At 69.4% G+C, this 26,035-nt stretch carries 22 protein-coding genes; 13 read left to right on the top strand and 9 right to left on the bottom strand.

Annotated features, from left to right (window positions below; genetic code table 11):
• Positions 1-184: 184 nt before the first annotated feature.
• Positions 185-1,705: an acetaldehyde dehydrogenase ExaC gene (exaC, locus tag PotMrB4_RS04525; RefSeq protein ID WP_107329478.1), complete on the top strand. Its 1,521-nt coding sequence runs from the start codon at positions 185-187 to the stop codon at positions 1,703-1,705.
• A 396-nt stretch (positions 1,706-2,101) separates the two neighbouring features.
• Here the strand turns inward: exaC and qhpR are convergent, their stop codons facing one another.
• The gene (gene qhpR, locus PotMrB4_RS04520) at positions 2,102-3,154 is read right to left on the bottom strand and encodes an AraC-like transcriptional regulator QhpR (protein ID WP_044402356.1); all 1,053 of its coding nucleotides are present in this window, start codon (positions 3,152-3,154) and stop codon (positions 2,102-2,104) included.
• A gap of 354 nt (positions 3,155-3,508) precedes the next feature.
• On the opposite strand from qhpR, the gene eat reads away from it, so the two are divergent.
• The 7 genes from eat to PotMrB4_RS04485 all read left to right on the top strand — a co-directional run bounded on the left by eat (position 3,509) and on the right by PotMrB4_RS04485 (position 10,903).
• Complete coding sequence (gene eat / locus PotMrB4_RS04515; protein WP_172432633.1) at positions 3,509-4,876, top strand: ethanolamine permease; 1,368 nt, start codon at positions 3,509-3,511, stop codon at positions 4,874-4,876.
• A 49-nt stretch (positions 4,877-4,925) separates the two neighbouring features.
• Positions 4,926-6,320 carry an ethanolamine ammonia-lyase subunit EutB gene (locus PotMrB4_RS04510; protein WP_044402363.1) on the top strand — a complete coding sequence of 465 codons (1,395 nt, stop codon included), beginning with the start codon at positions 4,926-4,928 and terminating at the stop codon, positions 6,318-6,320.
• A gap of 11 nt (positions 6,321-6,331) precedes the next feature.
• A complete protein-coding gene (gene eutC, locus PotMrB4_RS04505; RefSeq protein WP_172432632.1) occupies positions 6,332-7,150 on the top strand; it encodes an ethanolamine ammonia-lyase subunit EutC in 819 nt (272 codons plus the stop codon).
• 81 nt (positions 7,151-7,231) lie between these two features.
• Positions 7,232-8,440, top strand: a complete 1,209-nt coding sequence (locus tag PotMrB4_RS04500) for a two-component system sensor histidine kinase NtrB (protein WP_172432631.1) — start codon at positions 7,232-7,234, stop codon at positions 8,438-8,440.
• 82 nt (positions 8,441-8,522) lie between these two features.
• A complete protein-coding gene (locus PotMrB4_RS04495) occupies positions 8,523-9,956 on the top strand; it encodes an ATPase domain-containing protein (RefSeq protein ID WP_172432630.1) in 1,434 nt (477 codons plus the stop codon).
• Between the two features lie 25 nt (positions 9,957-9,981).
• A complete protein-coding gene (locus tag PotMrB4_RS04490) occupies positions 9,982-10,359 on the top strand; it encodes a response regulator (RefSeq protein ID WP_044402374.1) in 378 nt (125 codons plus the stop codon).
• A 76-nt stretch (positions 10,360-10,435) separates the two neighbouring features.
• Positions 10,436-10,903, top strand: a complete 468-nt coding sequence (locus PotMrB4_RS04485; RefSeq protein ID WP_394354017.1) for a hypothetical protein — start codon at positions 10,436-10,438, stop codon at positions 10,901-10,903.
• Positions 10,904-11,419: 516 nt separating this feature from the next.
• Here PotMrB4_RS04485 and PotMrB4_RS04480 read toward each other — a convergent pair.
• The gene (locus PotMrB4_RS04480) at positions 11,420-13,378 is read right to left on the bottom strand and encodes a DEAD/DEAH box helicase (protein ID WP_172432629.1); all 1,959 of its coding nucleotides are present in this window, start codon (positions 13,376-13,378) and stop codon (positions 11,420-11,422) included.
• A gap of 226 nt (positions 13,379-13,604) precedes the next feature.
• Between PotMrB4_RS04480 and PotMrB4_RS04475 the strand changes: the two genes are divergently transcribed.
• Positions 13,605-14,066: a hypothetical protein gene (locus PotMrB4_RS04475; RefSeq protein WP_044402383.1), complete on the top strand. Its 462-nt coding sequence runs from the start codon at positions 13,605-13,607 to the stop codon at positions 14,064-14,066.
• Positions 14,067-14,087: 21 nt separating this feature from the next.
• Here PotMrB4_RS04475 and PotMrB4_RS04470 read toward each other — a convergent pair whose 3' ends face one another.
• The 4 genes from PotMrB4_RS04470 to PotMrB4_RS04455 form a co-directional block, all read right to left on the bottom strand.
• The gene (locus tag PotMrB4_RS04470; protein ID WP_107330137.1) at positions 14,088-14,855 is read right to left on the bottom strand and encodes an alpha/beta hydrolase; all 768 of its coding nucleotides are present in this window, start codon (positions 14,853-14,855) and stop codon (positions 14,088-14,090) included.
• 108 nt (positions 14,856-14,963) lie between these two features.
• Positions 14,964-17,105 carry a TonB-dependent copper receptor gene (locus tag PotMrB4_RS04465; RefSeq protein WP_172432628.1) on the bottom strand — a complete coding sequence of 714 codons (2,142 nt, stop codon included), beginning with the start codon at positions 17,103-17,105 and terminating at the stop codon, positions 14,964-14,966.
• 103 nt (positions 17,106-17,208) lie between these two features.
• Positions 17,209-17,583 (bottom strand): DUF2946 family protein, encoded by a 375-nt coding sequence (locus PotMrB4_RS04460; protein ID WP_044402391.1) that lies wholly within the window; start codon positions 17,581-17,583, stop codon positions 17,209-17,211.
• A 92-nt stretch (positions 17,584-17,675) separates the two neighbouring features.
• Entirely contained in the window at positions 17,676-19,808 is a 2,133-nt protein-coding gene (locus tag PotMrB4_RS04455; protein WP_232060795.1) for an acetyl-CoA hydrolase/transferase C-terminal domain-containing protein, read from the bottom strand.
• Between the two features lie 189 nt (positions 19,809-19,997).
• Between PotMrB4_RS04455 and PotMrB4_RS04450 the strand changes: the two genes are divergently transcribed.
• On the top strand, positions 19,998-20,450 hold the full coding sequence (locus tag PotMrB4_RS04450; RefSeq protein WP_044402397.1) for a GNAT family N-acetyltransferase: 453 nt from the start codon (positions 19,998-20,000) through the stop codon (positions 20,448-20,450).
• A gap of 9 nt (positions 20,451-20,459) precedes the next feature.
• Here PotMrB4_RS04450 and PotMrB4_RS04445 read toward each other — a convergent pair whose 3' ends face one another.
• Positions 20,460-22,049: a serine/threonine-protein kinase gene (locus PotMrB4_RS04445; protein WP_172432627.1), complete on the bottom strand. Its 1,590-nt coding sequence runs from the start codon at positions 22,047-22,049 to the stop codon at positions 20,460-20,462.
• Between the two features lie 150 nt (positions 22,050-22,199).
• Here PotMrB4_RS04445 and PotMrB4_RS04440 point away from each other — a divergent pair, with 150 nt between their 5' ends.
• The 3 genes from PotMrB4_RS04440 to ppa all read left to right on the top strand — a co-directional run bounded on the left by PotMrB4_RS04440 (position 22,200) and on the right by ppa (position 24,293).
• The gene (locus PotMrB4_RS04440) at positions 22,200-22,859 is read left to right on the top strand and encodes a DedA family protein (RefSeq protein ID WP_172432626.1); all 660 of its coding nucleotides are present in this window, start codon (positions 22,200-22,202) and stop codon (positions 22,857-22,859) included.
• A 10-nt stretch (positions 22,860-22,869) separates the two neighbouring features.
• Entirely contained in the window at positions 22,870-23,688 is an 819-nt protein-coding gene (locus PotMrB4_RS04435) for a M90 family metallopeptidase (protein ID WP_074972879.1), read from the top strand.
• Positions 23,689-23,765: 77 nt separating this feature from the next.
• Complete coding sequence (gene ppa / locus PotMrB4_RS04430; protein ID WP_044402408.1) at positions 23,766-24,293, top strand: inorganic diphosphatase; 528 nt, start codon at positions 23,766-23,768, stop codon at positions 24,291-24,293.
• Positions 24,294-24,385: 92 nt separating this feature from the next.
• Here the strand turns inward: ppa and PotMrB4_RS04425 are convergent, their stop codons facing one another.
• Both PotMrB4_RS04425 and PotMrB4_RS04420 read right to left on the bottom strand, forming a co-directional pair.
• Positions 24,386-24,892 carry a flavin reductase family protein gene (locus tag PotMrB4_RS04425; protein ID WP_172432625.1) on the bottom strand — a complete coding sequence of 169 codons (507 nt, stop codon included), beginning with the start codon at positions 24,890-24,892 and terminating at the stop codon, positions 24,386-24,388.
• A gap of 88 nt (positions 24,893-24,980) precedes the next feature.
• Complete coding sequence (locus PotMrB4_RS04420) at positions 24,981-26,015, bottom strand: methionine synthase (protein WP_172432624.1); 1,035 nt, start codon at positions 26,013-26,015, stop codon at positions 24,981-24,983.
• Positions 26,016-26,035 lie beyond the last annotated feature (20 nt).

The raw sequence follows: 26,035 nt of genomic DNA, 5'->3' as shown, positions 1-26,035 counted from the left end.
GTGACAAACTGTCACCCGGCCTGTACCAGCCCTGCCACAGCCACACTGACGCGATATCCCCGGCAATGGCCGCAGGCCACGCCGGCCGGGGCTTGCGCTGGCCTGGCCCGCCCCTTGCTCTATGCTGCTCACAGCGCTTCGGCGCGTCCTCCACCAACAAGCACAAGAGCCAAGGAGATAGACCATGCGTTACGCACAACCCGGCACCCCCGGCGCCGTCGTTTCCTTCAAGGACCGCTACGGCAACTACATCGGCGGCGAATTCGTGCCCCCGGTCAAAGGCCAGTACTTCACCAACACCTCCCCGGTGAATGGCCAGCCCATCGCCGAATTCCCCCGCTCCACCGCCGAAGACATCGACAAGGCCCTCGACGCCGCCCACGCCGCCGCCGATGCCTGGGGCCGCACCTCCGTGCAGGACCGCTCCAACATCCTGCTGAAGATCGCCGACCGCATCGAACAGAACCTCGAAGTCCTCGCCGTCACCGAAACCTGGGACAACGGCAAGGCCGTGCGCGAAACCCTCAACGCCGACATCCCGCTCGCCGCCGACCACTTCCGCTACTTCGCCGGCTGCATCCGCGCCCAGGAAGGCGGCGCCGCCGAAATCAACGACGGCACCGTCGCCTACCACATCCACGAACCCCTCGGCGTGGTCGGCCAGATCATCCCCTGGAACTTCCCGCTGCTCATGGCCGCCTGGAAGCTCGCCCCGGCCCTCGCCGCCGGCAACTGCATCGTCCTCAAACCCGCCGAACAGACCCCGCTGGGCATCACCGTGCTCATGGAACTGATCGGCGACCTGCTGCCGCCCGGCGTACTCAACGTCGTCCAGGGCTTCGGCAAGGAAGCCGGCGAAGCGCTCGCCACCAGCAAGCGCATCGCCAAGATCGCCTTCACCGGCTCCACCCCCGTCGGCTCGCACATCCTCAAGTGCGCCGCCGAGAACATCATCCCCAGCACCGTCGAACTGGGCGGCAAGAGCCCCAACATCTACTTCGAAGACATCATGCAGGCCGAACCGGCCTTCATCGAAAAGGCCGCCGAAGGCCTGGTCCTCGCCTTCTTCAACCAGGGCGAAGTCTGCACCTGCCCCTCCCGCGCCCTGGTGCAGGAATCCATCTACCCCGCCTTCATGGCCGAAGTGATGAAGAAGGTGAAAGCCATCAAGCGCGGCGACCCCCTGGACACCGACACCATGGTCGGCGCCCAGGCCTCCCAGCAGCAGTACGAGAAGATCCTCAGCTACCTCGACATCGCCCAGCAGGAAGGTGCCGAAGTGCTCACCGGCGGCGCCGCCGAGAAGCTCGAAGGCAGCCTCGCCACCGGCTACTACATCCAGCCGACCCTGCTCAAAGGCCACAACAAGATGCGCGTCTTCCAGGAAGAGATCTTCGGCCCGGTGGTCGGCGTCACCACCTTCAAGGACGAAGCCGAAGCCCTCGCCATCGCCAACGACACCGAGTTCGGCCTCGGCGCCGGTCTCTGGACCCGCGACATCAACCGCGCCTGGCGCATGGGCCGCGGCATCAAGGCCGGCCGCGTCTGGACCAACTGCTACCACCTGTACCCGGCCCACGCCGCCTTCGGTGGCTACAAGAAGTCCGGCGTCGGCCGCGAAACCCACAAGATGATGCTCGACCACTACCAGCAGACCAAGAACCTCCTGGTCAGCTACGACATCAACCCCCTGGGCTTCTTCTAACCCCACCCGCTCCACGAAAAACGCGGCCTCGGCCGCGTTTTTTCGTTTCAGCCCCCCCACACGCACCGGGTCGCGGCGACAAACGTAGGATGGGCTGAGCTGTGCGAAGCCCATCATTGCGGGGACAGGGCACGGAGCGATGCGGTTCGCCGAGCTCACCGCATCCTACGGATGCGACCGTGCGTGGATCGCGTTTCATCGATCCACCGCCGGAGCCGTGCCATGGGAGCGGTTTCAACCGCGAAGAGCGTCGCGAATGAATTCGCTCGCACGGGGGCTGCCCGTGGGTTGGCGCGCTCCTCGTAGGGTGGGCTTCAGCCCACGCTGGTTACCGCTGGTGGGCTGAAGCGGAACGCCGCCCGGCCCACCCTACAGAGCGGCGTGGTACGCGAGGACCTAGCGCTCTTCCCCCCGCCACTGCCGGGGGCTGACGCCGAACCAGCGGCGGAAGGCGCGGGAGAAGGCGCTGGTCTCGGAGTAGCCCAGCAGCGGGGCGAGTTCGGAGATGGGGCGTTGGCGGCGGCGCAGGTAGTGCAGCGCCAGTTCGCGGCGGGTGCGCTCCACCACCTGGCTGAAGCACAGCCCCTGCTCCCGCAGGCGGCGCTGCAGGCCGGCAGGGGTCATTTCCAGGCGTTCGGCGATGCGTTCGAGGCAGGGTTCGCCTTCGGACAGGGCCAGGCGCACCTGGGTGCCCAGTTCCTCCAGCAGGCTGGGGGCATTGGCGCCGGCGCCCAGGCGGTGGATCACGTCCTGGAAGAGGAACAGCAGGTTCGGGTCGCGCTCCGGCATCGGCTTGCCCTGCACGTCCCCCTTGGGCACCAGCATGAAGTTGCACGGCCGGCCGAACTGCACCGGCGCGCCGAAGGCGTCGCCATGCTCGTGCCACTCCTCCGGCCGCTCATGCTCGAAGGCCACCGCACGCGGCGCCCACTGCGGGCCCAGCACGTGGCGCAGCAGGTTCAGCGCCATGCCCAGCGTCAGCTCGGCATCCTGCCGGCGGTCGAGGATGGCGCCATGGCGCACCTGGTAGTCGAAGCGGTAGCACTCACCGCAGTCCACCAGACGGATCAGCGTGCTGTGCTGGTGATAGGGGAAGGCCCCGGCGAAGTTCTTCAGCGCCTCCTCCAGGGTGTCCGAGAACAGCCCGACATACCCCAGCAAGCCCAGGTCCCGGGGCTGGAACTGCTGCCCGTAGCGCAACCCGAAGTTGTCGCAGCCCGACTGCCGGGCGGCCTCCTCCAGCACGTCGCAGTAGTTGGGCAGCGCCAGGCTCAGGGTCGGGTGGCGCAGTTGCTCGGGGTCGATCCCGGCCCGGCCGAACACCAGGTCCAGGTCGCCGCCCTGGCGGGTGATGAACTGGTCGAGGCCACTGGCCGCCGCCGACAGCACGCCGACGTTGCTCGCGGGGGGCATCTGCAGGCTGGCGGATGAAAGCAGGGGCTGGCTCATCACGGGGTACCGGGCTCTTAAATTGATCACCCGTTCAAGCAAAAGCCATGCCTCGTCCACGGCCGCCGAAGGGGGCGTGCCGGAGGCACCGTGGCCAGGGCTTCGCACCCTCCCTGTGCAGGCTGGAGGCCGCGCGCACCGGGCCGGAGCACGCTTTTCATGGGGCGATGGGTAACACCTCCGCAACTTGACCGCAGACGCGCCACCGCGCTTCCCACGGTCAAGTCCTGGGGCCGGTCGGTGGCTACCATCGACCCATCCCCCAATGGACTGTGCGGGTGTTTGCGCGCCGAGCGTCGCCGAGGACAGGCGGTTTCCAACAACAACAAAGCCCGCGAGGGCTGAGGAGTCCCGATGAGCACGACACAACTCAAACCCACGCTCGGCACCCTGCACCTCTGGGGTATCGCCGTGGGCCTGGTGATTTCCGGCGAGTACTTCGGCTGGAGCTATGGCTGGGGCACCGCCGGTACCCTGGGCTTCCTGGTGACGGCGATGATGGTCGCCACCATGTACACCTGCTTCATTTTCAGCTTCACCGAACTGACCACCGCCATCCCCCACGCGGGCGGCCCCTTCGCCTACAGCCGCCGGGCCTTCGGCGAGAAAGGCGGGCTGATCGCCGGCATCGCCACCCTCATCGAATTCGTCTTCGCCCCGCCGGCCATCGCCATGGCCATCGGCGCCTACCTCAACGTGCAGTACCCGGAACTGGACCCGAAGCAGGCCGCCGTAGGGGCCTACCTGATCTTCATGACCCTGAACATCCTCGGCGTCAGCATCGCCGCCACCTTCGAGCTGGTGGTCACCGTGCTGGCCGTGGCCGAGCTGCTGGTGTTCATGGGCGTGGTCGCGCCGGGCTTCAGCTTCTCCAACTTCGTGCTCAACGGCTGGGCCGGCAGCAATGAGTTCAGCCTCGGTGCCTTCTCCGGCATCTTCGCCGCCATCCCCTTCGCCATCTGGTTCTTCCTCGCCATCGAGGGCGCCGCCATGGCCGCCGAGGAAGCCAAGGACCCGAAACGCACCATCCCGCGCGCCTACATCGCCGGCATCCTGACCCTGGTGTTCCTCGCCATCGGCGTGATGATCATGGCCGGCGGCGTGGGTGACTGGCGCGAGCTGTCCAACATCAACGACCCGCTGCCCCAGGCCATGAAGGCCGTGGTCGGCAACGACTCCACCTGGATGCACATGCTGGTGTGGATCGGCCTGTTCGGCCTGGTGGCCAGCTTCCACGGCATCATCCTTGGCTACTCCCGCCAGTTCTTCGCCCTGGCCCGCGCCGGCTACCTGCCCCGTGGCCTGGCCAAGCTGTCGCGCTTCCAGACCCCGCACCGCGCCATCATCGCCGGCGGCGTGGTGGGCATCGCCGCGATCTACAGCGACGGCCTGGTGAACCTGCAGGGCATGACCCTGACCGCCGCGATGATCACCATGAGCGTGTTCGGCGCCATCGTCATGTACATCATCAGCATGCTCAGCCTGTTCAAGCTGCGCCGCAGCGAACCGAACCTGGAACGCACCTTCCGCGCCCCCGGCTACCCGGTCGTCCCGGCCATCGCCCTGGTGCTGGCCGTGGTCTGCCTGGTCGCCATGGCCTGGTTCAACACCACCATCGGGCTAATCTTCCTGGGGTTCATGGCCGCAGGCTTCGTCTGGTTCCAGTTCACCGCGCACCACCGCGCCAGTGCACCGGAAGACGCCCTGCTCAGCCGCGTGTGACGACAATGCCCCGCCCAGCCAACCGGGCGGGGCCCGGATGGAGATCGAGATGGCAAGCTACTCCCACAGTGTCGGCGGCCAGACCTGGCGCTTCGACAGCCTTCGCGAGGTGATGGCCAAGGCCAGCCCGGCCCGCTCCGGCGACTGCCTGGCGGGCGTCGCCGCCAGCAGCGACGCCGAGCGCGTGGCGGCGCAGATGACCCTGGCCGAGGTGCCGCTCAAGCGCTTCCTCGACGAGGCGCTGATCCCCTACGAGCAGGACGAGGTCACCCGGCTGATCCTCGACACCCACGACCGGGCCGCCTTCGCCCCGGTCAGCCACCTCACCGTGGGCGACTTCCGCGACTGGCTGCTGGGCGAGTCCGCCGACGAGGCGGCCCTGCGCAACCTGGCGCGGGGGCTGACCCCGGAGATGGCCGCCGCCGTGTCGAAGATCATGCGCGTGCAGGACCTGGTGCTGGTGGCGCAGAAGATCCGCGTGGTCACCCGCTTCCGCAACACCATGGGCCTGCGCGGCCGGCTCTCCACCCGCCTGCAACCGAACCACCCCACCGACGACCCCGCCGGCATCGCCGCGAGCATTCTCGACGGCCTGCTCTACGGCAACGGCGACGCCATGATCGGCATCAACCCGGCCACCGACAGCATCGCCTCCATCAGCGCCCTGCTGGAGATGCTCGACGCCATCATCCAGCGCTACGAGATCCCCACCCAGGCCTGCGTGCTGACCCACGTCACCACCTCCATCCAGGCCATCGAAAAGGGCGTGCCGCTGGACCTGGTGTTCCAGTCCATCGCCGGCACCGAAGCGGCCAACAGCAGCTTCGGCATCAGCCTGGAGATACTCCGCGAGGGCTACGAAGCCGGGCTGTCGCAGAAGCGCGGCACCCTCGGCAACAACCTCATGTACTTCGAGACCGGCCAGGGCAGCGCCCTCTCGGCCAACGCCCACCACGGCGTCGACCAGCAGACCTGCGAGACCCGCGCCTACGCCGTGGCCCGCCACTTCGACCCGTTCCTGGTCAACACCGTGGTCGGCTTCATCGGCCCGGAATACCTCTACAACGGCAAGCAGATCATCCGCGCCGGCCTGGAGGACCACTTCTGCGGCAAGCTGCTCGGCGTGCCCATGGGCTGCGACATCTGCTACACCAACCACGCCGAAGCCGACCAGGACGACATGGACATGCTGCTGACCCTGCTCGGGGTCGCCGGCATCAACTTCATCATGGGCATCCCCGGCTCCGACGACGTGATGCTCAACTACCAGACCACCTCCTTCCACGACGCCCTCTACGCCCGCCAGAGCCTGGGCCTCAAGCCCGCGCCCGAGTTCGAGGCCTGGCTGGAACGCATGGGCATCGCCAGCCAGCAGGACGGCCGCGTGCGCCTCGGCGAGCAGTTGCCGCCGGCCTTCCGCCACGCCCTGGGGAAAATCGCCTGAGGAGAGGCCCGATGACCGACCCGAAACGCCCCGCCACCGCCAACCCCTGGCAGGCCCTGCGCGCCCTCACCCCGGCGCGCATCGCCCTCGGGCGCGCCGGCACCAGCCTGCCCACCCAGGCCCAGCTGGACTTCCAGTTCGCCCACGCCCAGGCCCGCGACGCCGTGCACCTGCCGCTGGACACCCCGGCCCTGGCCGCCGAGCTGGAAGGCCTCGGCCACGCCAGCCTGCGCCTGCACAGCGCCGCCGCCGACCGCCACACCTACCTGCAACGCCCGGACCTTGGCCGGCGCCTGGACGCCGCCTCCGCCGAGCGCCTGCGCGAACACGCCGCGAAACATCCCGAGGGCTACGACCTGGCCGTGGTGGTGGCCGACGGCCTCTCCGCCCTCGCCGTGCAGCGCCACACCCTGCCCTTCCTGCGGCGCTTCCTCGACCAGGCCGCCAGCGAGAACTGGCACCTCGCCCCCATTACCCTGGTGGAACAGGGCCGCGTCGCCGTGGCCGACGAAGTGGGCGAGCTGCTCAAGGCGCGCATGGTGGTGATCCTCATCGGCGAGCGGCCCGGCCTCAGCTCGCCGGACAGCCTCGGCCTGTACTTCACCTGGGAACCACGTGTCGGCCTCACCGACGCCAGCCGCAACTGCATCTCCAACGTGCGCCTGGAGGGCCTCTCCTACGGGCTGGCCGCCCACCGCCTGCTGCACCTGATGCGCGAAGCCTGCCGCCGCCAGCTCTCCGGGGTGAACCTCAAGGACGACTCCGACGTGCCGGTGCTGGACGGCCCCGAAGGCGGCCCGCGCGGCAACTTCCTGCTGGGCGGCGACTGACACCGGCCCGGCGCCCGGGCCGGAACACCGGCCCGTGGCGGCGGTCTGACACTGCACCGCCCTTACACGAGCCTGGTGCCCATGGAGCCTTCCCCATCGCCCAACGCCGGCGATCCCGCTGACCCCGACTACGCGCGCCTGGTGGACGCCGTCACCGACTGCGCTCTCTGCCTGCTGACCCCCGACGGCGTGCTGCGCAGCTGGAACCGTGGCGCCCAGCAGGTGCTCGGCCACACCCCCGGCGACGCACTGGGCCGCCCCCTGGCGGACCTGTTCACCGACGAGGACCGCGAGGCCGGCGTGCCGGCGCGCTGGCTCGAGGCCGCCCGGGTCGACGGCCACGCCCGCGAGGAAGGCTGGATGCGCCGCCACGACGGCTCGCCGATCTGGGCCGAGCGGGTGCTCGACCTCATCCCCACCGCGCACGGCGCCCCCCTCGGCCTCGCGCTGCAGATCCGCGACCTCAGCGAGCGCCACGCCCGCGACCTGCTGCAGGACGAACAGCGCATGCAGCTGTTCCACGCCCAGAAGCTGGAGGCCCTCGGCCAGCTCAGCGGCGGCCTGGCGCAGGACTTCAACGAACTGCTCACCATCATCCTCAGCGCCTCCGCCCTGGCCGGGCGCAGCACCGACGAGACCCGCCGCAAGGAACTGCTCGGCCACATCCACGAGGCCGGCCTGCGCGGCCGCCACCTGACCCAGCACCTGCAGGCCTTCGCCGGGCGCCGCGAACAGCAGGTGCAGGTGCTGCAGCTCGAAGGGCTGCTGCACACCGCGCAGATGTTCTTCATCCAGGCCCTGCCCCGCCACCTGACCCTGGAACTGCAGGTGCGCCCGCCCCTGCACCCGGTGGAGGTGGATTTCGGCCAGCTGGAAATGAGCCTGCTCAACCTGGTGTTCAACGCCCGCGACGCCATGCCCCCGGGCGAGGGCACCATCGTCCTGCGGGCCGAGAACCGCTACCTGGACGGCAGCTGGGACGACCTCGTCGGCAGCTTCGTGCGCATCAGCGTCAGCGACGAGGGCAGCGGCATTCCCGAGGCCCTCCTGCCGCGCATCTTCGAGCCCTTCTTCACCACCAAGCCCCTCGGCGAAGGCACCGGCCTGGGCCTCAGCCAGGCCTGGGGCTTCGCCCGCCAGCAAGGCGGCGGCCTGCGGGTGGAGAGCCTGCCGGGCCAGGGCGCCACCCTCGCCCTCTACCTGCCGGCCTGGCAGCCCGGCGCCGCTGCAAATGGGCGGAACTTGCCCGAGGCGGACGACTCTATCGCTGGCAGGCGCCCCGGCGCGTAGAATCCCACCGCCCCGGACGCGGGGCATGCGAGCCGAAGCGGCTCACCATCGAGCGAAAAACAGCACAGAAGCAGGCCAGAACTTGGAACAGCTAGAACGCCTCCACAGTGGGATCGAGGGACTGGACGCCCTGTTGAAGGGAGGCCTGGTGGCCGGCGCGTCCTACATCGTCCAGGGCCGTCCCGGCTCGGGCAAGACCATCCTCGCCAACCAGATCGGCTTCAACCACGTGCGCAATGGCGGCCGTGTGCTGGTGGCCACCCTCCTGGCGGAAACCCACGAGCGCCTGTTCCAGTTCCTCTCCACCCTGAGCTTCTTCGACGCCTCCAAGGTCGGTGACGAGATCCAGTTCGTCAGCGCCTTCGACACCCTGGAGAACGAAGGCCTCGACGAAGTGGTGCGCCTGCTGCGCCGCGAGATCAGCCGGCAGAAGGCCACGGTGATGATCGTCGACGGCGTGCTCAATGCCCGCTCCAAGGCGGACACGCCGATGGACACCAAGAAATTCATCTCCGAGCTGCAAGGCCACGCCGCCTTCGCCGGCTGCACCGTGCTCTTCCTCACCAGCGCCCGCCTCGACGACGGCAGCCCCGAGCACACCATGGTCGACGGCGTCATCGAACTGGGCGAGGAGCTGGTGGGCAACCGCTCGGTGCGCCGCATCCACCTGCGCAAGACCCGCGGCAGCGGTTCCCTGTCCGGCCTGCACGAGTGCGAGATCACCGAGAACGGCCTGGTGGTCTACCCGCGCCTGGAATCCCTCTACAGCCGCCCCACCCTGCCCGAGGACGCCACGCCCCGGCGCATCGCCAGCGGCACGCCGGACCTGGACGCACTGATCGAAGGTGGCCTGCCCGTCGGCTCGGTGACCCTCGCCATGGGCCCCGCCGGCGTCGGCAAGACCTGCCTCGGCCTGGGCTTCCTCGGCCAGGCCAGTGCCGACGAGCCGGCCCTGCACTTCGGCTTCTACGAATCCCCCGCGCGCCTGCGCCTCAAGGCCCGCGCCCTGGGCTTCGACCTGGAGGCGCTGGAGAAGGCCGGCGTCCTGCACCTGGCCTGGCAACCGCCCACCGAAGGCCTGCTCGACGCCCTCGGCGGCCACCTGATCGCCGAGGTGCAGCGCCTGGGCATCAAGCGCCTGTTCATCGACAGCTTCGGCGGCATGGCCCGGGTGGCCAGCAGCCAGGCGCGACTGGTGGAATTCTTCGGCGCCCTGCTGGGCCAGCTGCGGGCGATGGGCGTGACCATAGTCGCCACCTGGGAGATGCGCGACCTCTACAGCGCCGACATCAACGCCCCGGCACCCGAGCTGTCGAGCATCGTGGACAACCTTCTGTTGATGCGGTTCGTGGAAGTGAATGCTGAACTCAAGCGCTCACTGGCCATTCTGAAGATGAGGGACAGCGGGTATGACCCCGCCCTGCTGGAGCTGCAATTCACATCGAGCGGACTGCGTCTGGACAAGAACTTCCGCCAGGTGACCTCCGTACTCTCCGGCAACGCGACACGCGTCTGATGGGCGCACAACCGGCCAACCGCTGATGACAACGATCCTGGTAGTCGACGACGAGTATCTGATTGCCGACATCCTCGCCTACGCACTGGAGGACGAGGGCTACATGGTGGTCAAGGCCGGAAACGGCCGCAAAGGCCTGGACGTGCTCGACCGCGAGCGCCCGTCCCTGGTGATCACCGATTTCATGATGCCGGTGATGGACGGCCTGGAATTCGCCCGCGCCATCCGCGAGCGCCCCCAGTACGCCGAGCTGCCGGTCATCCTCATGAGCGGCGCCCAGGGCAACATCGGCCGCCAGCATGGCGACCTGTTCGCCGCCGTGTTCGACAAGCCCTTCGACATCCACGCCGTGCTGGCCAAGGTGGCCGAGCTGATCGGCCCGGGCGAGCCCAGCCACGGCTGACCGCCACGCCGCGATTGCCAGCATCGCCCGCCTCCCGGAAACTGCGCGCTTTCCCAGTTTCCAGCGGAGACCCGCCGTGTCCACATCCCCCGAACTCGCCAGCGACCCGTCCTGGCTCGCCCGCTGCCAGGCCGCCGCCCTCGACCCGCAGGCCCGCTTCGCCGCCCGCCAGGCCGTGCTCGGCGATGCCGCCGCGCTGGACGCCACCCTCTACCGTGCCGACGAGGAGGACGAAGACGCCGAGGAAGAAGACCTGGGCGACGCCCGCGTGCTGATCGAAGGCCCCTTCGTCATCCCCGCCGACTGGAGCGAAGCCGACCGCGAGGCCTACTTCGACGGCAGCGACCCGGCCCTGTTCGTCCAGGCCCGCATCGAATGCCTGGCCCCCGCCACCAGCCGCCAGCACTTCACCCCCGAACCCGGCGACCAGGTCGCCCTCACCCGCCCGGACGGCCTGGTGGAGATGTACTTCCTCTACGAAGCCTTCGAAGACGACCACGGCCATCACTGCGTACTGATCCGCGACGAAGACGCGCTGTTCTGACCCCGCCGCCTCCGGGAACGCCCGGCGTATCCCTGGGCCAGCGATGGGCTTCGCACAGCTCAGCCCATCCTACGAACGGAGCCGGCCCGTAGGATGCGGTGAGCTCAGCGAACCGCATCGATTCAAGACGGAGCTGAAGCCCAAACTACGGCCTGAACCGTAGGGTGGGCTTCAGCCCACCATCGAAGCTGCCGGCAACCACTTGGTGGATGGAAAGAGCGCCCGAGCCCCGTCATAGACGCGTTGTAGGGTGGATCGCGCTTCATCGATCCACCGGGGTTATCCCCAGGCTAACGCGCCCAGAACGTAGCCCGGGCTTCAGCCCGGGACCACGGCGCATCCCTGGGCCAGCGATGGGCTTCGCACAGCTCAGCCCATCCTACGGACGGCGGGCCCGTAGGATGCGGTGAGCTCGGCGAACCGCATCGATTCATGGCAGAGATGAAGCCCAGGCTACGGCCTGAACCGTAGGGTGGGCTTCAGCCCACCAGCAGAGCCACCATCAGGCTCACCCGCTCAGAGATCCGGCGCGCGGGCGGCCAGCACGGCGGTGGCGCCCTGGGGGCGGCGGCAGTACCAGATCACCCGGCTCACGCCCCGGGTGATGGCGACGTAGGCCAGGCGCAGGTTCTCGTCGCGCATGGCCTGGTCGTAGCTGTTGCGGAAGTAGCCGCTGTGGGCGTATAGCGCGTTGCGCAGGGGGTGGGATTCCGGCGGCTGGCAGTCGTCGACGATCACCGCCACCTCCGCCTGCAAGCCCTTGGCCCGGTGGATGGTCAGGGCCTTCACCGGCAACCCCGGTTCCAGCGCCGCCTGCACCGTGCGCAGGGTGTCGTTGCGCCGGCCGAGCAGCAGCACCGGCGTGCGCTCGGCGCGCTCCAGGCCGGCTACATGGGCGCACTGGGCCTGCAGCTCGGCCACCAGAGCCGGCAGGCCGCCGGGCAGTTCGAAGCCCTGCACCAGCCGCACGCCATGGTCGCCCGGCCGGGCCTCGCGCACGGCGCGGCAGGTCTTGTCCTGCTTGAAGGCCACACCGCCCAGCACCGCCTCGCCATCGCGCACCACGGCGTCGATGGAACGGTAGTTGGTCTCCAGGCGCAGCACCGCGCTCTTCTTGCCGCGGCCCTTGGCGAAGTGGCGGTCGAAATCCATGAACAGCTCCGGCGAGCTGCCGCGCCAGCCGTAGATGGACTGCCAGTCATCACCGATGGCCATCAGGCTCGGGGTTTCCCCGGCCTGCGCCAGGCGCTCGTGGGCGGCCCGCAGCCAGCGGACGATCTGCGGGGAGATGTCCTGGAACTCGTCGATCAGCAGGTGGGTCAGCGGCACCAGCGCGGGCAGCTTCAGCCCGCCCTTTTCCAGCCGCTCGGTGAGTTCGCAGAATGCCATGTTGAAGGTGGCCAGCCCGCGCTGGCGCAACAGCGCCTGGAAGCGCGCCCAGAAGGGTTGCAGCGCGCGGATGAACTGCTGGTCCCGCTGGGGGCAGGCCAGGGCGTCCGGCTGCAATGCATCCACCCGCAGCCCGAGGCTCTCGATGAACCCGGCCTGCACGTGGAACGCCTCCGGCAGGGCCATCGGCCCCAGCTCGCCGGCCAGGCGCAGGGGGCCTTCCGGGGTCTTCGACAGCACCGCATCGGGCTCCAGGCCCAGCAGGGCGTGGACCGCCGTGCGGAAGCCGACGTCCTCGGCGTAGCAGGCGTGGTAGGCCTCCTGCAGCAGGCGCTGCTGGGCCGGCTTCAGGCGGCCGGCGGCCAGGGGGTTGTCCGGCTCGTCGCCGGCATCGCGGCTGTCCAGTTGCTCGAACCAGGCGCTCACGCCCATTTCGCTCTTGGCCAGCACGCCCATGGCCGAATGGAAGGTGCGCACGCACTGGCGCGCCTGGGCCGCGTCGAAGGGCACCTGCCAGAACGCCAGCACCCGCATCAGTTGCTCACGCAGTTGGGCGCAGGAGGCGTTGGTGAAGGAGATGACGGTGAGCTTGGCCGGGTCGATGCCCAGGTGGGCCAGCAGGTAGACCACCCGCAGCAACAGGGTGGTGGACTTGCCCGAGCCGGCGCCGGCGAAGATGCGCGTCAGCGGCCCACGGGCGAGGATCATCGCCCACTGCTCGTCGGACGGCGCCGCCACCACACCCGCTGCAACGGCTTCGGCCACCCGCGCGCGCATCGCCTCTTCGGCCCCCTTGCGCCGGGGCAACGCGGCGGCGCGGTAGACGCTCGGGCCCTCAACGGCCGCGCGGGCCCCGCCAGGTTCCTTGGGGGCGGACTTTCGGGCGGCGGCGCGGCCCTTGCCTTCGCTGGCCTTCTTGTTGCGCCCGCGCGGGCGCGCCTTCTTCTGCTGTGCCTGGGCACGGGCCAGGGCCTGTGCGGCTTCGGCGGCCTCGCGTTCGGCACGCAGGTAGGCGGTGGTGCGCGGGAAGCAGCGCACCAGGGTTCCGGAGATCAACGCGGTGTAGCGCTTGACGGCAGACAGCATCCAGCAGGTCCATCGGCAGTGAAACAGGGCGGCGATGATACGGGCTCCCGGGGCCGGCGTCAGTTGCTGGCCCCTGGCCAACCCGGCAAGGCGTTGCCCGGAGCCGGCAAGCCGACGCCGCTTCGACCGGCACGGGATACACGCCAACCCTTGCCACGCCTGGCTTGCAGCCACCTGGCCCGCTTTATGCTGAACGCCGGTGTCCGCAGATTCGGGGAATCCACCCATGACCCTCATCAACAACAACTCGCCGCTGGCCGGCTACCTCGCCTCGCTGGCCGGCAACAAGGCCGGCAACAGCGGCACGTCCGGCACCACCGACAAGCCGCAGACGCCCTCCGACCCCATTGCCGACCTGCGCAAGCTCGCCGCCAACCTGGTGGCCCAGGGCCGCGGCGGCCTGATGAATGCCATGGCCGGCGACACCGGCAACGTCATCACCAACGCCACCCAGGCCAGCCAGGCCGGGCTCAACGGCAGCGGCGGCGCCAAGCTGCAGTTGCCCGACGTTTCCAGCCTCGACCGCGACGACGCCGCCAAGCTGCTCACCCAGGTGCAGAAGCTGCTGGACAAGAACCTGGGCGGCGGCCTGTCCTTCGTCGGGGTGAACGGCAACCAGCAGACCCAGTCCCTGGAAACCTACCGCGACTGGCTGCAGGCCAAGGGCGGCATCAGCGTCTACGCCTGAGCCGCCTCCACCGGCCCCTTCTCAGCGCAGGGCCTCCTGCAGCAGCGCCCAGTAGCGCGGGTGCAGGCTGATGTCGTTGTGCCCCACACCCTCCAGCGGCTCCAGCCGCGCCACACCGGGGGCGAAGTGCCGGGCGAGGCGTTCGGCGTGGGCCGGGGGAATCACCCGGTCCTGCCCTGCCACCAACAGCAGGCTCGGCGTCCGCAGGGCTCCGACCCGGTCCACCGAGCGGTAGCGATCCTTCAGCAGCCAGCCCACCGGCACCCAGGGGAAGCGCTCCGCTGCCACCGCCTCGATGCTGTCGTAGGGCGTGACCAGCACCAGCCGCCTCACCGGCCGGGCGCTGGCCACCTGCACGGCAACGCCGGAGCCGAGGCTGCGCCCCACCACATCCACTTGCGGGTGCGTGGCCTGCACCTGGTCGAACAGGGCCAGGGCGTCGCGCACGATCAGCGCTTCGGAGGGCTCGCCGGCGCTGCCGCCGTAGCCCGGGTAGTGCATCAGGTAAAGCGCGCGGTCGGGGAAGGCCTGGCGCAGTTCGGGCAGGTTGAGGGAGACGTCCTCGGCATTGCCGCCGAAGTACAGCAGCGCCCGGGGCCCGTCGTGGGCCTGCACCGTGACCTGCAGCGGCCCCTCGGGGCGGGTGAGTTCGAGGGTGCTGCCCGGCGCGTCGAGGGTGCGCGGCTGGGGCACGTAGAGCAGCTGGCGCTGGAACAGGTAGAGCCCGGCGCAGAGCAGCAGGTAGAGGGCGACCAGCAGGGTCGCGAGGGTGATCAGAAAGCGGGTCATGGCAGCTCCTGGCAACGCCCTGCGAGGGCACCTCCAACGATTCAGAGGTGCCCTGGAGGCGCCGCCCGATCTTTCCACAGGGCCGCCAGGCCCGCTATCGACCGGTGATCAGAAGCTGAAGTCGACCTTGGTCCACAGGGTGCGACCCGGTTCGTTGATCGCCTCGGGGTCGGCGGGGAAGCCGAACCCGGCGTCGCCGGCGCGGTTGAGGTGCTCGGAGTAGGCCTTGTCGAAGAGGTTGTCGACCCCGGCGCTGACCTTGAGGTTGGACGTCAGGCGGTAGGCGCCGTTGAGGGAGAACACGCCGAAGCCGCCGCTCTTGTCGAAGTCCTGGCCGACCACGTTGCCCTGCTTCTCCGCCACGCGGTTCTGTGCAGCCACCACGCGCCACAGGGCGCCGGCACTCCAGGCGTCCTGCTCGTAGGTGAGCCCCAGGCGCGCTTCCAGCGGCGGCATCTGCGGCAGCGCGCGACCGTCGGAGCTGTTCTTGCCCCAGGCGTAGGCCAGGGTGCCGTCCACCTTCCAGTTGTCGTCCAGGCGGTAGGCCGCACCCAGCTCGCCGCCCATGATGCGCGCGTCGATGTTATCGGCGCGGGAGGTGGCACCCATCATCCCCGGGGTGTAGGTGAACAGGATGTAGTCGCGCACCTGGCCGATGTAGCCGGAGGCCCAGGCTTCCAGATCGCCGTCGTTGTACTGCACGCCGAAGTCGAGCTGGGTGGTCTTCTCCGGCTTCACGCCGTCGAAGGCGTTGACCGAGCCGACCGGGCCACGGCCGGGGGAGTACAGCTCCCAGTAGTCGGGGAAGCGCTGCACGTGGCCGAGGCCGGCGTAGAGGGTGGCCGGGGCATCCGCCAGGTCGTACTCGTAGCGCATGAAGCCACTGGGCAGGGTGTCGGAGCGGGTCTTGCCGTAGGTGGGATTAGCCATGTTCATCATGCCCACGGTGGCGCGGTCGTCGAGGGCCTGGGCGTGGTCCAGGCGGGCGCCGGTGATCACCCGGTTGCGGTCGGCGGCGTACCAGGTCAGCTCGCCGAAGGCGCCGTAGTTGTGCATCAGCGCATCACGCACGCGGGGGAACTGGTCGGCGTCGGTGAACTGGCCGCTCATCATCGAATAGCGCGAGGCGCGCTTGCGGTGCTCGCTGCGCATGGCGTCGAGGCCGGCCACCAGTTCCACCTCGCTCCACTTGAAGGTGGCGGCGACACGCCCGCCGAGGGTGCGGCGGTCCACCTGGGACGCCATCGGCATGGGCATGGAGCTGGAGGGATTGGGGCTGCGCAGGCGGAAGTTGTCCATCACGTGGTCGGCGTAGTTGTAGTAGACCTGCGCCTCCAGCTTGTCGAGCACGCCGCCCAGATTGCTGCGCTCGAAGCGCAGGCCGAGGCTTTCCCGCAGGAACTGGCTGCCGTCCATGCCGCGCCCGGCGTAGCGGGCCTCGCCGTTGCCACGGCCGGCGGTCAGCTCCACCAGGGTGTCTTCGTCGGGGGTCCAGCCCAGGGCCACGTCGCCGTTCCACTTGCGCCAGCGCGAGGGCACGGTGTCGCCGTTGCCGTCCTCGTAGTCGTCGGACTGGGACTGGTTGCCGGTGAAGCGCAGGTAGCCCAGCTCGCTGCCCACGGCGCCGTCCAGCACCTTGTCGAAGCGCCCGTTGGAGGCGGCCAGCACGCTGGCGTGGACGCGGCTGCCCAGCTCGCCGAAGCGCTCCGGCTCACGGTCGAAGAGCACGGTGCCGGCGGAGGCGCCGGGGCCCCAGAGCACGGTCTGCGGGCCCTTGATGACGGTGAGGCGGTCGAAGGTTTCCGGCGAGATGTAGGAGCTGGGGGCGTCCATGCGGCCCGGGCAGGCGCCGAGCATCTGGCCGCCGTTGGTGAGCAGGTTGAGGCGTGAGCCGAACATGCCGCGCAGCACCGGGTCGCCGTTGGTGCCGCCGTTGCGCACGGCGGCGAAGCCGGGAATGGTCTTCAGGTAGTCCGCGCCATCGCTGGCGGGGATGGGCTGGCGGGCGTCCTTCGGGTCGGCCACCACGGTCAGCGGCGAGCTCTGCTGCACGGCGGTGACGACCGTGGGCTGCAGCTCCTGGGTGTCGCTGTCCTTGGCGGCGGGCTTGGCGTGGACGTGCTCGGCCGCCTGCAGGCCGCTGCACAGGGCCAGGCCGGCTGCGAGGGCGAAGGCCTGGCGCCAGCGCAGCTGGCTGCGGTCGAGGGTGAAGGGGGTGCGGCGGTCGGTGGAACGGGCAGAAAGGGACATCGTGATTTTCCGGATCAGGTGGATCAGGCCGCGCCGGACGGATGCACGGGCGGCAGGACGCGACGGCCACGCGCAAGCGGGCCGCAGGGGACGAGCCGGAAACTCAGGGGGAGGCGCGGGGGTTGGCAGAGGGCCAGCGTTCTCGCGGCGGAGCCGTACAGCGGCGCTCGCGAACCGGGCGCGGGACCGCGCGCTGGCGCTGCAGCCAGTACAGGCCGAGGAAGAAGATGACACCGAGGGTGATGGCCGAGCCCATCGGGCAGTTGAAGCCGGCACCGGCGAGCCGCGACAGCTCGCCCGGCAGGTCGCCGAAGCCCGGCCCCGATTCGCCATGGGCGGAACAGAAGGCGCCGCCGAGGCCGCTCAGCTCCAGCCCCATTGCCTGCCCGTGGTGGACGCTGCAGGCGAGCGCGTTGAGCAGGACGCAGGCGTAGAGCATCCAGGCGATCAACGAGCGGGAGGAAGGGGTCGGTTTCATGGGCGGCGACTCTAGCACCGAAGCCCCGGATCACGGAACGCGGGCCTTGTGGCGCATTGCCGCACGGTCCTGCCAGAACCTTTCCCGCCGATTCAGCCGGGCGCGGTGGCCTTCAGGCCGGCCAGCAACAGGCGCTGGAAGGCCTGCTCGCGCAGCCCTTCGGGGTTCTCCAGGCCCATGCGCCGGAGGTGTTCGGTGCAGGCCTCGGCCGAGGCGACCTCGAACAGCGCACTCATGCCCAGGTCGAGGGCGTCCTCCAGGCGCAGCCGGGCGCCGAGCCAGCGCAGGGCCCGCAGCAGGTCCTGCTCCACAGGGGTGAAGTCGCAGCCCAGCGGGTACTCCGCGAACAGCCGCGGGTGATCGGCCTGCACCCTGTGCAGGCGCCAGGGCGTGTTGCCGCGACAGGCCGGGTCGAGCACGAAATCCGACGGCAACTTGCCGGCCGCCTTGGCCTGGGCCACCAGTTCGTCCTGGAAACGTGCGTCGCTGATGCGCAGCAGGGCTTCCACCACCTCGGCATCGTTGCACCCGCGCAGGTCGGCGATGCCGTATTCGGTGACGACGATGTCCCGCAGGTGGCGCGGGATAGTGGTGTGGCCGTAGTCCCAGAGGATGTTGGAATGGGCCTCGCCGCCCGACTCGCGCCAGCTGCGCAGCATCAGGATGGAGCGGGCGCCGTCCAGCTCATGGGCCTGGGCGACGAAGTCGTACTGCCCGCCGACGCCGCTGAGCACGCGGCCGTCCTCCAGTTGGTCGGCGGCGCTGGCCCCCAGCAGCGTCACGCAGAAGCAGCTGTTGATGAAGCGCGCGTCACGCCGCTGCTGGCGCTTGAGGGCTTCGTCGCCGAGCAGGCGGTTGACGTAGCCGATGCCGGTCATGGCGATGCGCGCCCGGCCGGCGTCGTCCAGTGCCGCCAGGCGCCGGTAGAAGTCGCGGGGCCCGAGGAAGAAACCGCCGTGGATGCACACACCGCCACGGGCGCTTCCCAGGTGCGCCACCAGGGCGGCGCGGGTCGCCGGTACCTCGATGTCCGCCGGCAACCGGCGACCGTCGGGCAGTTGCAGGTGCTCGCCGTCGAGGGCCAGGCGGCTGTCGAGCAGGCCGTGGCCCTGGGCCCAGCCCAGGGTGTCGGCGTCCAGGCGCGGCGGCAGGGCGGCCAGCAACGCCTCGGGGTCGACCACGCGCCCCTCGGCGTCCAGCACGCCGGCGTCCGCCAGGCGCTGCAGGCGCAGGTCCGGGTAGGCGCGGCGCCCGAGGATGCCGGCTTCCAGCAGGTCCAGCAGCCCGGGCAGGACCATTTCACTGTTGGCATAGAGGCCCTGGCGGAACAGCGCCAGGCCGCCCTCGCGGTCGATCAGCCCGTCCCAGCGTCCCGGCACGTCCAGGGCGTCGAGCACCGCCCGGTAAGCGGCGTTGTCCCGGTGCCGGGCCAGCAGCGCAGCGGTGAGGGCGTCGGCCATGGCGCCGATGCCCACCTGCAGGGTGCCGCCGTCACGCACCAGGGTGCTGGCGTGCAGGCCGATGGCGTGGTCCTGGGCGCTGACGGGCATGTTCGGGGTGGAGAACAGCGGCGTGCGCTCGGTCTCGTCCAGCACCAGGTCGAAGGTCGCCGCCGGCACCTCGGCATCCCCCGGCATGTAGGGCAGCGCCTCGTGCACCTGGGCCACGCAGAGCACGGTCTCGCCGCGCTGGCGACGGGCGTCGAGGTCGGGCAGCAGGTCGAGGGTGATGTCCGGGTTGCAGCTGAGGCTGAACGTCCCCGGCCGCGCGGGATCGCGGGCCACCAGCTGGGCCAGCAGGTTGAGCCGCTTGCGCGCCAGGTCCCGCGCGACATGGCTGTAGTTGAGGCTGACGTAGTGCTGCTGGGCGCGGGGGTTGTCCAGCTGGCTGGCGGGCTGCAGGTAGAACTCCTCGATGCGGATGTGCGCCGGCAAGGTGCCCTGTTCGAGGTCGGCCAGGTAGTCCAGCTCGGGGCAATCCCCCAGTACCCGCTCGAAGAACGGCTCGGCGAAGCGCCGCTCCAGCTCCCCGGACGGCCGGGGCCGGGCCAGGGACAGCGCGGTGTAGAGCGTCAGCGAACGCTCGGGCATGGCCTTGATGCGCTGGTACAGGGCGTTGACGAAGCGCACCGGCTTGCCCAGCCCGAGGGGAATGCCCAGGCGGATGGGCCCGTCGATGCGCGCCAGCACTTCATCCACCACCTGTTCCAGGGATCGCTCTGCCACGGGGGAACTCCTTGCATCGGCTCGTCCCGGGGTTGGACCGGCAGCGGGTGCGTTTCGATCCCCCTACGTGGCGCAGCCGGCCGCTTTGCCGCGATTGCGCGGTGGACAAACTTTGAGGCAGCATCGGGACGGTGCTGGCATGGCACCTGCATTCCGTTCCCGTATCCCTACCGACGCCGAGGTCTTCCCATGCGCATCGTCCAAGCCACCCTGGAGCATCTGGACCTGCTGAGCCCGATGTTCGTGAAGTACCGCGAGTTCTACGGCGAGCTGCCCTTCCCGGACTCCTCGCGCAAGTTCCTGGAGACCCGCCTCAAGCGCAAGGAATCGGTCATCTACCTGGCCCTGGCCGATGACGAGGACAAGCTGCTGGGCTTCTGCCAGCTCTACCCGAGCTTCTCCTCGCTGTCGCTCAAGCGCGTGTGGATCCTCAACGACATCTATGTCGCCGAGGACGCCCGTCGCCAGCTGGTGGCCGACCGCCTGCTGCAGACCGCGAAGAAGATGGCCAAGGAAACCAACGCCGTGCGCCTGCGGGTGTCCACCAGCGTCGGCAACGAAGTGGCGCAGAAGGTCTACGAGTCCATCGGCTTCCGCGAGGACAGCCAGTTCAAGAACTACATCCTGCCCATCGGCGACTGAGCCCGTTCCTCACAGGCCCAGCCCCCACCACAACCCGATCACCACCGGCACCGCCAGCAACCCCGCCAGCGCCAAGCGCACCTTGCGCCCGTCGCGCGGCGTGGGGGCCTGGCGCGCGGCCTGCAGGGCCCGTTCCAGGGCCAGCTGGAACTCGGAAAGCGCCTCGAAGCGCGCCCGCGCCTGGGGCGCCAGTGCCCGCGCCAGCACACCGTCCCAGCCCTCCGGCAGCCCGGCGCGAAAGCTCGCCAACGGCACGTAGCGGCTGGCCTGCCCGCCCTCGGGGCGCGCCACTTCGGGCCATTGCCCGCTGAGCATCCAGTAGCACAGCGCGGCCAGGGCGAACTGGTCGGCCGAGCCGTCCGCCGCCCGCCCATGGCGCAGTTCCGGGGCCAGGGGCACGGCCTGGGCCGGGACCGATTGGCGCTGCACGCCGGGGAGGATCGCGGCGAACTCCGGCAACAGCAGCACCCGGCCGTCGTCCCCCACCAGGATCTGCCGGGGGTTCAGCCACAGGCCCTGCATGCCGCGCCGCTGCAAGGCCCGCACCGCTTCGATCAGCTGGCACAGCAGGGCGACCAGGGTCGCAGGCGGCAACGGCCCCTGGCTGCCGATCCAGTCCGCCAGGCTGCGCACGCCGGCCGGGGGCGGCTCGAACAGGAGAAAGGCATGCCGGCGCGGCCGGTGGGGCGACAGCACCTGGGGCAGGCTGGCCACCGGGCTGCGCCGCAGCACCCACTCGCGCTGCCAGAAGGCTTCGTCGGCCGGGCCTTCGGCCAGCCACAGCAGGGCCTCGCGCCCGATGTCGTCCCGGGCGCGGAACAGCCGGCCGGGCGGTCCGTAGGCGCAGGCGGCCTGGAGCGTCCAGCCGTCCACCTGCAGGCCGGGCGCGGCATCCACCACCGCCGGCCAGTTGTTGCCCGGAGTGGGCGCCGGCAACTGGTCGGCGGCACCGGGCAGCAGCACGGCCGCCGCACCGGGGGCCGCCAGCAGCGGTTCGAGCACCTCCCCCAGGCGTCCGGGGGCGAGTTCGGCGCAATCGGCCTGGAAGCGCTGCAGGTCGGCCACCTGCAGCAAGGGCTGCGGTGCCAGCAACAACGGCTCGCCCATGCGCAGCGGCAGGCTGTGCTGCACCACCGCCAGCTCGGGCTGGGCGCCCAGGCCGCCCTCGTGGCCGGGCAGTTGCTCCAGCACGCCGCGATGGACCCGCGCCAGGCCCACGGCACCGGCCTGGAGGAAATGCAGCTGGCCGTCCTGCGCCAGCACCAGGCCGGCGCTCAGCTCGGGCAGGCGTGCGCCGGCCTGGCCGTGCTTGTAGAGCCGCAGGTTGAGCGCCGCCAGCACCTGGCGGGCGGCCTGCACCTCGCTCCAGCCCTCCGGGGTGCAGGCGTAGTCGGCGAACAGGGCGTCCAGGTGGTGGTCCAGCACCTGCACCACATCGGGGCACTGGCGGGCCCAGAGCAGCACCAGCATCAGCGACGGCGGCCGCCCCCGATGCCCGGCCACCCAGGCTGCCCGGGCGCGGGCGGCCTGCTGGGGAAGGTCCGGCCCGTGGCCCTGGGCCAGGCTCAGGGCAGGGTGTTCCAGCAGTTGCAGCGCCATGGGCGGGCCTCCATCGGAAAACTGCGGAAACATCTGCAGCCTTCATGCCGGAAAACCCTCGACGGAAGCTCGCCGCTTCTCCGTACCTTGCCCCTATAATGCCGCTCGCCCGGCCACCGGCCGCCTCCGTTTTTCCGTTCAAGGCGCCCCATGGAATTCAACCCGATCGACCTGGTCCTGCACCTGGACCAGTACCTGAACCTGCTGGTCACCAACTACGGCCCCTGGATCTACGCCATCCTCTTCCTGGTCATCTTCTGCGAGACGGGCCTGGTGGTGACGCCCTTCCTGCCGGGCGACTCCCTGCTGTTCATCGCCGGCGCGGTGTGCGCCAACGGCGCCATGGACCCGGTCCTGCTGGCACTGCTGCTGATGAGCGCCGCCATCCTAGGCGACAGCACCAACTACCTGATCGGCCGCACCACGGGCGAGCGCCTGTTCAGCCGGCCGAACTCGAAGATCTTCCGCCGCGACTACCTGGAGCGCACCCACGAGTTCTACGACCGCCACGGCGGCAAGACCGTGACCCTGGCGCGCTTCCTGCCCATCGTGCGCACCTTCGCCCCCTTCGTCGCCGGCGTCGGGCGCATGCCCTACGGCCGCTTCGTGGCCTTCAGCGTCGCCGGCAGCATCCTCTGGGTCGGCGGCCTGGTCACCCTGGGCTACTTCTTCGGCAACGTGCCCTTCATCAAGCAGAACCTCTCGCTGCTGGTGATCGGCATCATCCTGCTGTCGCTGCTGCCGATGATCATCGGCTTCCTGCACCGTCGCCTGCGCCCGACCGAAGCCAGCGACGCCCCGCACAGCTGACCGCCACCCCATGGGCTTCTTCCGCGACTGGCGGCGCCGCCGCATCCTGGCCCGCCACCCGGTGGACGACGCCCTCTGGGCCGAGGTGCGCCAGGCGCTGCCGATCCTCGATGGCCTGGACGCGGAGGAAGACGCCCGGCTGCGGGAACGCAGCGTGCTGTTCCTCGCCGAGAAGCACCTGAGCCTGCTGGGCGACTTGCAGCTCGACGCCCGCGAGCGCCTGCTGCTGGCAGCCCAGGCCCAGCTGCCGCTGCTGCACCTGGAGGAACTGGGCTGGTACCAGGGCTTCCACGAGCTGGTGATCTACCCCGACGACTTCGTCAGCCCCCAGCGCCACCGCGACAGCGCCGGCGTGGTCCACGAATGGGACGACGAGCGCAGCGGTGAAGCCTGGCACCAGGGGCCGGTGGTCCTGGCCTGGCCGGGCATCCAGGCCAGCGGCGGCTGGGAAGGCTACAACCTGGTGATCCACGAACTGGCCCACAAGCTGGACATGCTCAACGGCGACGCCAACGGCCTGCCGCCGCTGCACCGCGACATGCGCCAGTCGGACTGGGCCGAGGCGATGCAGAGCGTCTACGACGAACTCAACGCCCGCCTGGACGAAGACGAGAACGCCGAGCTGCCCATCGACCCCTACGCCGCCGAAGACCCGGCGGAGTTCTTCGCCGTCACCAGCGAATACTTCTTCACCGCCCCCGACCTGCTGCAGGCCGCCTACCCCGGGGTCTACGCGCAATTGCGGCTGTTCTACCGGCAAGACCCGGGCGCCCGACTGGCCCGCCTCCAGGCCGAGGATCCGGCCTACCGGGACACGACCAACGGATGAGCACGGCGGCGTAGCAACGCCCCCTGAATGTGCATATAATCCGCCCACTTTTTTTGGCCCATTCCAGGGAGTCGACCATGAGCTACAGCAAGATCCCGGCTGGCAAAGACCTGCCGAACGACATCTACGTCGCGATCGAAATCCCGGCCAACCATGCGCCGATCAAATACGAAATCGACAAGGACAGCGATTGCCTGTTCGTCGACCGCTTCATGGCCACCCCGATGTTCTACCCGGCCAACTACGGCTACATCCCCAACACCCTGGCTGACGACGGCGACCCGCTGGACGTGCTGGTCGTGACCCCCTACCCGGTCGCACCGGGCTCGGTCATCCGCGCCCGTCCGGTCGGCGTCCTGCACATGACCGACGAAGCCGGCGGCGACGCCAAGCTGCTCGCCGTTCCCCACGACAAGCTGTCCCAGCTGTACGTGGACGTGAAGGAATACACCGACCTGCCGGCCCTGCTGCTGGAGCAGATCAAGCACTTCTTCGAGAACTACAAGGACCTCGAGAAAGGCAAGTGGGTGAAGGTGGAAGGCTGGGGCAACGCCGACGCCGCCCGCGCAGAAATCACTAAAGCGGTTGCGGCTTACCAGAAGTAAGCCCCGACCTCTCAAGGAAAGCCGGCCACAAGCCGGCTTTTTTATTGCCCGCATTCCAGGGCTGTGGAGCCAACCCCGTCAGCGCGCTGGGCTCACTCGGCCGCTACGGCGAGGTTGCGGTAACCCCCCTTGAAGTACAGCAGGGGTTGGCCAGCGGTCGTTGGCTGCCGGCTCAGCGCCTTCACCTCACCGATGACGATCAGGTGGTCACCTGCGGCGTGTTCGGCGTGGATCTCGCAATCGAGCCAATGCAGGCTACCGGCAATGAGCGGGTTGCCCAGCGGCGATGGCTGCCATTGCACGCCCTGCCACTTGTCCGTGCCTTGCCGGGCGAACCGGTTGGAAATCCCCACCTGCTCGCCGCAGAGGATGTTGACGGCGAAGCGCCCGGTCCGGCGCATGGCGGGATAGCTGTAGGAGCGGCGCATCACGCTGAAGGACACCAGCGGCGGGCTCATCGACACGCTGTAGAACGACTGGCACGTGAAGCCGAGCGGCTCACCGTCGCAGTGGGACGTGATGACCGTGATGCCGGATGCGTAGTGCCCGAGCGCCTCGCGAAAGCTCGCGGGCTCGATGGCCGTACCGGGAAGGGACATGGCAACTCCTGTCTGTCAGGCGCAGCCGGCTGCTCGGGAGCGGCCCGAAGCAGTCCGGCAACCGGGGGGTAGCTGCAAGCGGCCAGGCTCAGCAGGCGCCCATCAGCTCCTTGCGGACGATGTCGGCACCGGCGCTCAACGCCCGCAGCTTGCCCCTGGCCACCTGGCGAGGCAGGGGCGCCATGCCGCAGTTGGTGCAGGGGTAGAGCTTGTCGGCTTCGACGAACTGGAGGGCCTTGCGCAGGGTGTCGGCCACCTCCTCCGGTGTCTCGATGGCATGGGTGGCGACGTCGATGGCGCCCACCATCACCTTCTTGCCGCGGATGAGTTCGATCAGCTCCATGGGCACGCGGGCGTTGTGGCATTCCAGCGAAACGATGTCGATACCGGAGGCCTGCAGTTTCGGGAAAACCGCCTCGTACTGCCGCCACTCCGAGCCCAGGGTCTTCTTCCAGTCGGTATTGGCCTTGATGCCGTAGCCGTAACAGATGTGGACGGCGGTTTCGCACTGGAGCCCTTCGATGGCCCGCTCCAGCGCGGCAATGCCCCAGTCGTTGACGTCGTCGAAGAACACGTTGAATGCGGGTTCGTCGAACTGGATGATGTCGACCCCCGCCGCCTCCAGCTCAAGGGCCTCCTGATTGAGGAGTGTGGCGAACTCCCAGGCCAGTTCCTCGCGGCTTCCGTAGTGCACATCGAACAGCGTGTCGATCATCGTCATGGGGCCCGGCAACGCCCATTTGATCGGCTGCCCGGTCTGCTGCCGAAGGAACCGGGCGTCGTCGACGAAGACCGGCTTCTGCCGGCTCACGGCCCCCACCACGGTTGGAACGCTGGCGTCGTAGCGATCACGGATCCTGACGGTCTCGCGTTTCTCGAAATCCACCCCGTCGAGGTGCTCGATGAAGGTGGTGACGAAGTGCTGGCGCGTCTGCTCACCGTCACTGACGATGTCGATGCCCGCCTGCTGCTGCTCCTGCAAGGACAGGCGCAGGGCGTCCTGCTTGCCGTCGCTCAACGCATCACCTTGCAGTTTCCAGGGTGACCACAGAGTCTCCGGCTCGGCCAGCCAGGAGGGCTTGGGCAGGCTGCCGGCCGTGGAGGTGGGTAGTAGTTTTTTCATGACATGCACGCCTGGTTGGA

Source organism: Metapseudomonas otitidis (assembly GCF_011397855.1).
GTDB lineage: Bacteria > Pseudomonadota > Gammaproteobacteria > Pseudomonadales > Pseudomonadaceae > Metapseudomonas > Metapseudomonas otitidis.
The sequence above is the reverse complement of the archived record's forward strand: the minus strand, read 5'-3'. Positions and strand labels throughout refer to the sequence as shown.

Bases quoted from the DNA above. Each gene is read 5' to 3' on its own strand.
- PotMrB4_RS04425 (WP_172432625.1), bottom strand. From the start codon at position 24,892: ATGTCCCTTCCCGGTACGGCCATCGAGCCCGCGAGCTTTCGCGAGGCG.
- PotMrB4_RS04460 (WP_044402391.1), bottom strand. From the start codon at position 17,583: ATGAAACCGACCCCTTCCTCCCGCTCGTTGATCGCCTGGATGCTCTAC.
- PotMrB4_RS04450 (WP_044402397.1), top strand. From the start codon at position 19,998: ATGCGCATCGTCCAAGCCACCCTGGAGCATCTGGACCTGCTGAGCCCG.
- PotMrB4_RS04440 (WP_172432626.1), top strand. From the start codon at position 22,200: ATGGAATTCAACCCGATCGACCTGGTCCTGCACCTGGACCAGTACCTG.
- PotMrB4_RS04480 (WP_172432629.1), bottom strand. From the start codon at position 13,378: ATGCTGTCTGCCGTCAAGCGCTACACCGCGTTGATCTCCGGAACCCTG.
- PotMrB4_RS04475 (WP_044402383.1), top strand. From the start codon at position 13,605: ATGACCCTCATCAACAACAACTCGCCGCTGGCCGGCTACCTCGCCTCG.
- PotMrB4_RS04420 (WP_172432624.1), bottom strand. From the start codon at position 26,015: ATGAAAAAACTACTACCCACCTCCACGGCCGGCAGCCTGCCCAAGCCC.
- exaC (WP_107329478.1), top strand. From the start codon at position 185: ATGCGTTACGCACAACCCGGCACCCCCGGCGCCGTCGTTTCCTTCAAG.
- ppa (WP_044402408.1), top strand. From the start codon at position 23,766: ATGAGCTACAGCAAGATCCCGGCTGGCAAAGACCTGCCGAACGACATC.
- PotMrB4_RS04465 (WP_172432628.1), bottom strand. From the start codon at position 17,105: ATGTCCCTTTCTGCCCGTTCCACCGACCGCCGCACCCCCTTCACCCTC.
- PotMrB4_RS04500 (WP_172432631.1), top strand. From the start codon at position 7,232: ATGGAGCCTTCCCCATCGCCCAACGCCGGCGATCCCGCTGACCCCGAC.
- PotMrB4_RS04510 (WP_044402363.1), top strand. From the start codon at position 4,926: ATGGCAAGCTACTCCCACAGTGTCGGCGGCCAGACCTGGCGCTTCGAC.
- PotMrB4_RS04445 (WP_172432627.1), bottom strand. From the start codon at position 22,049: ATGGCGCTGCAACTGCTGGAACACCCTGCCCTGAGCCTGGCCCAGGGC.
- PotMrB4_RS04435 (WP_074972879.1), top strand. From the start codon at position 22,870: ATGGGCTTCTTCCGCGACTGGCGGCGCCGCCGCATCCTGGCCCGCCAC.
- eat (WP_172432633.1), top strand. From the start codon at position 3,509: ATGAGCACGACACAACTCAAACCCACGCTCGGCACCCTGCACCTCTGG.
- PotMrB4_RS04470 (WP_107330137.1), bottom strand. From the start codon at position 14,855: ATGACCCGCTTTCTGATCACCCTCGCGACCCTGCTGGTCGCCCTCTAC.
- PotMrB4_RS04490 (WP_044402374.1), top strand. From the start codon at position 9,982: ATGACAACGATCCTGGTAGTCGACGACGAGTATCTGATTGCCGACATC.
- qhpR (WP_044402356.1), bottom strand. From the start codon at position 3,154: ATGAGCCAGCCCCTGCTTTCATCCGCCAGCCTGCAGATGCCCCCCGCG.
- eutC (WP_172432632.1), top strand. From the start codon at position 6,332: ATGACCGACCCGAAACGCCCCGCCACCGCCAACCCCTGGCAGGCCCTG.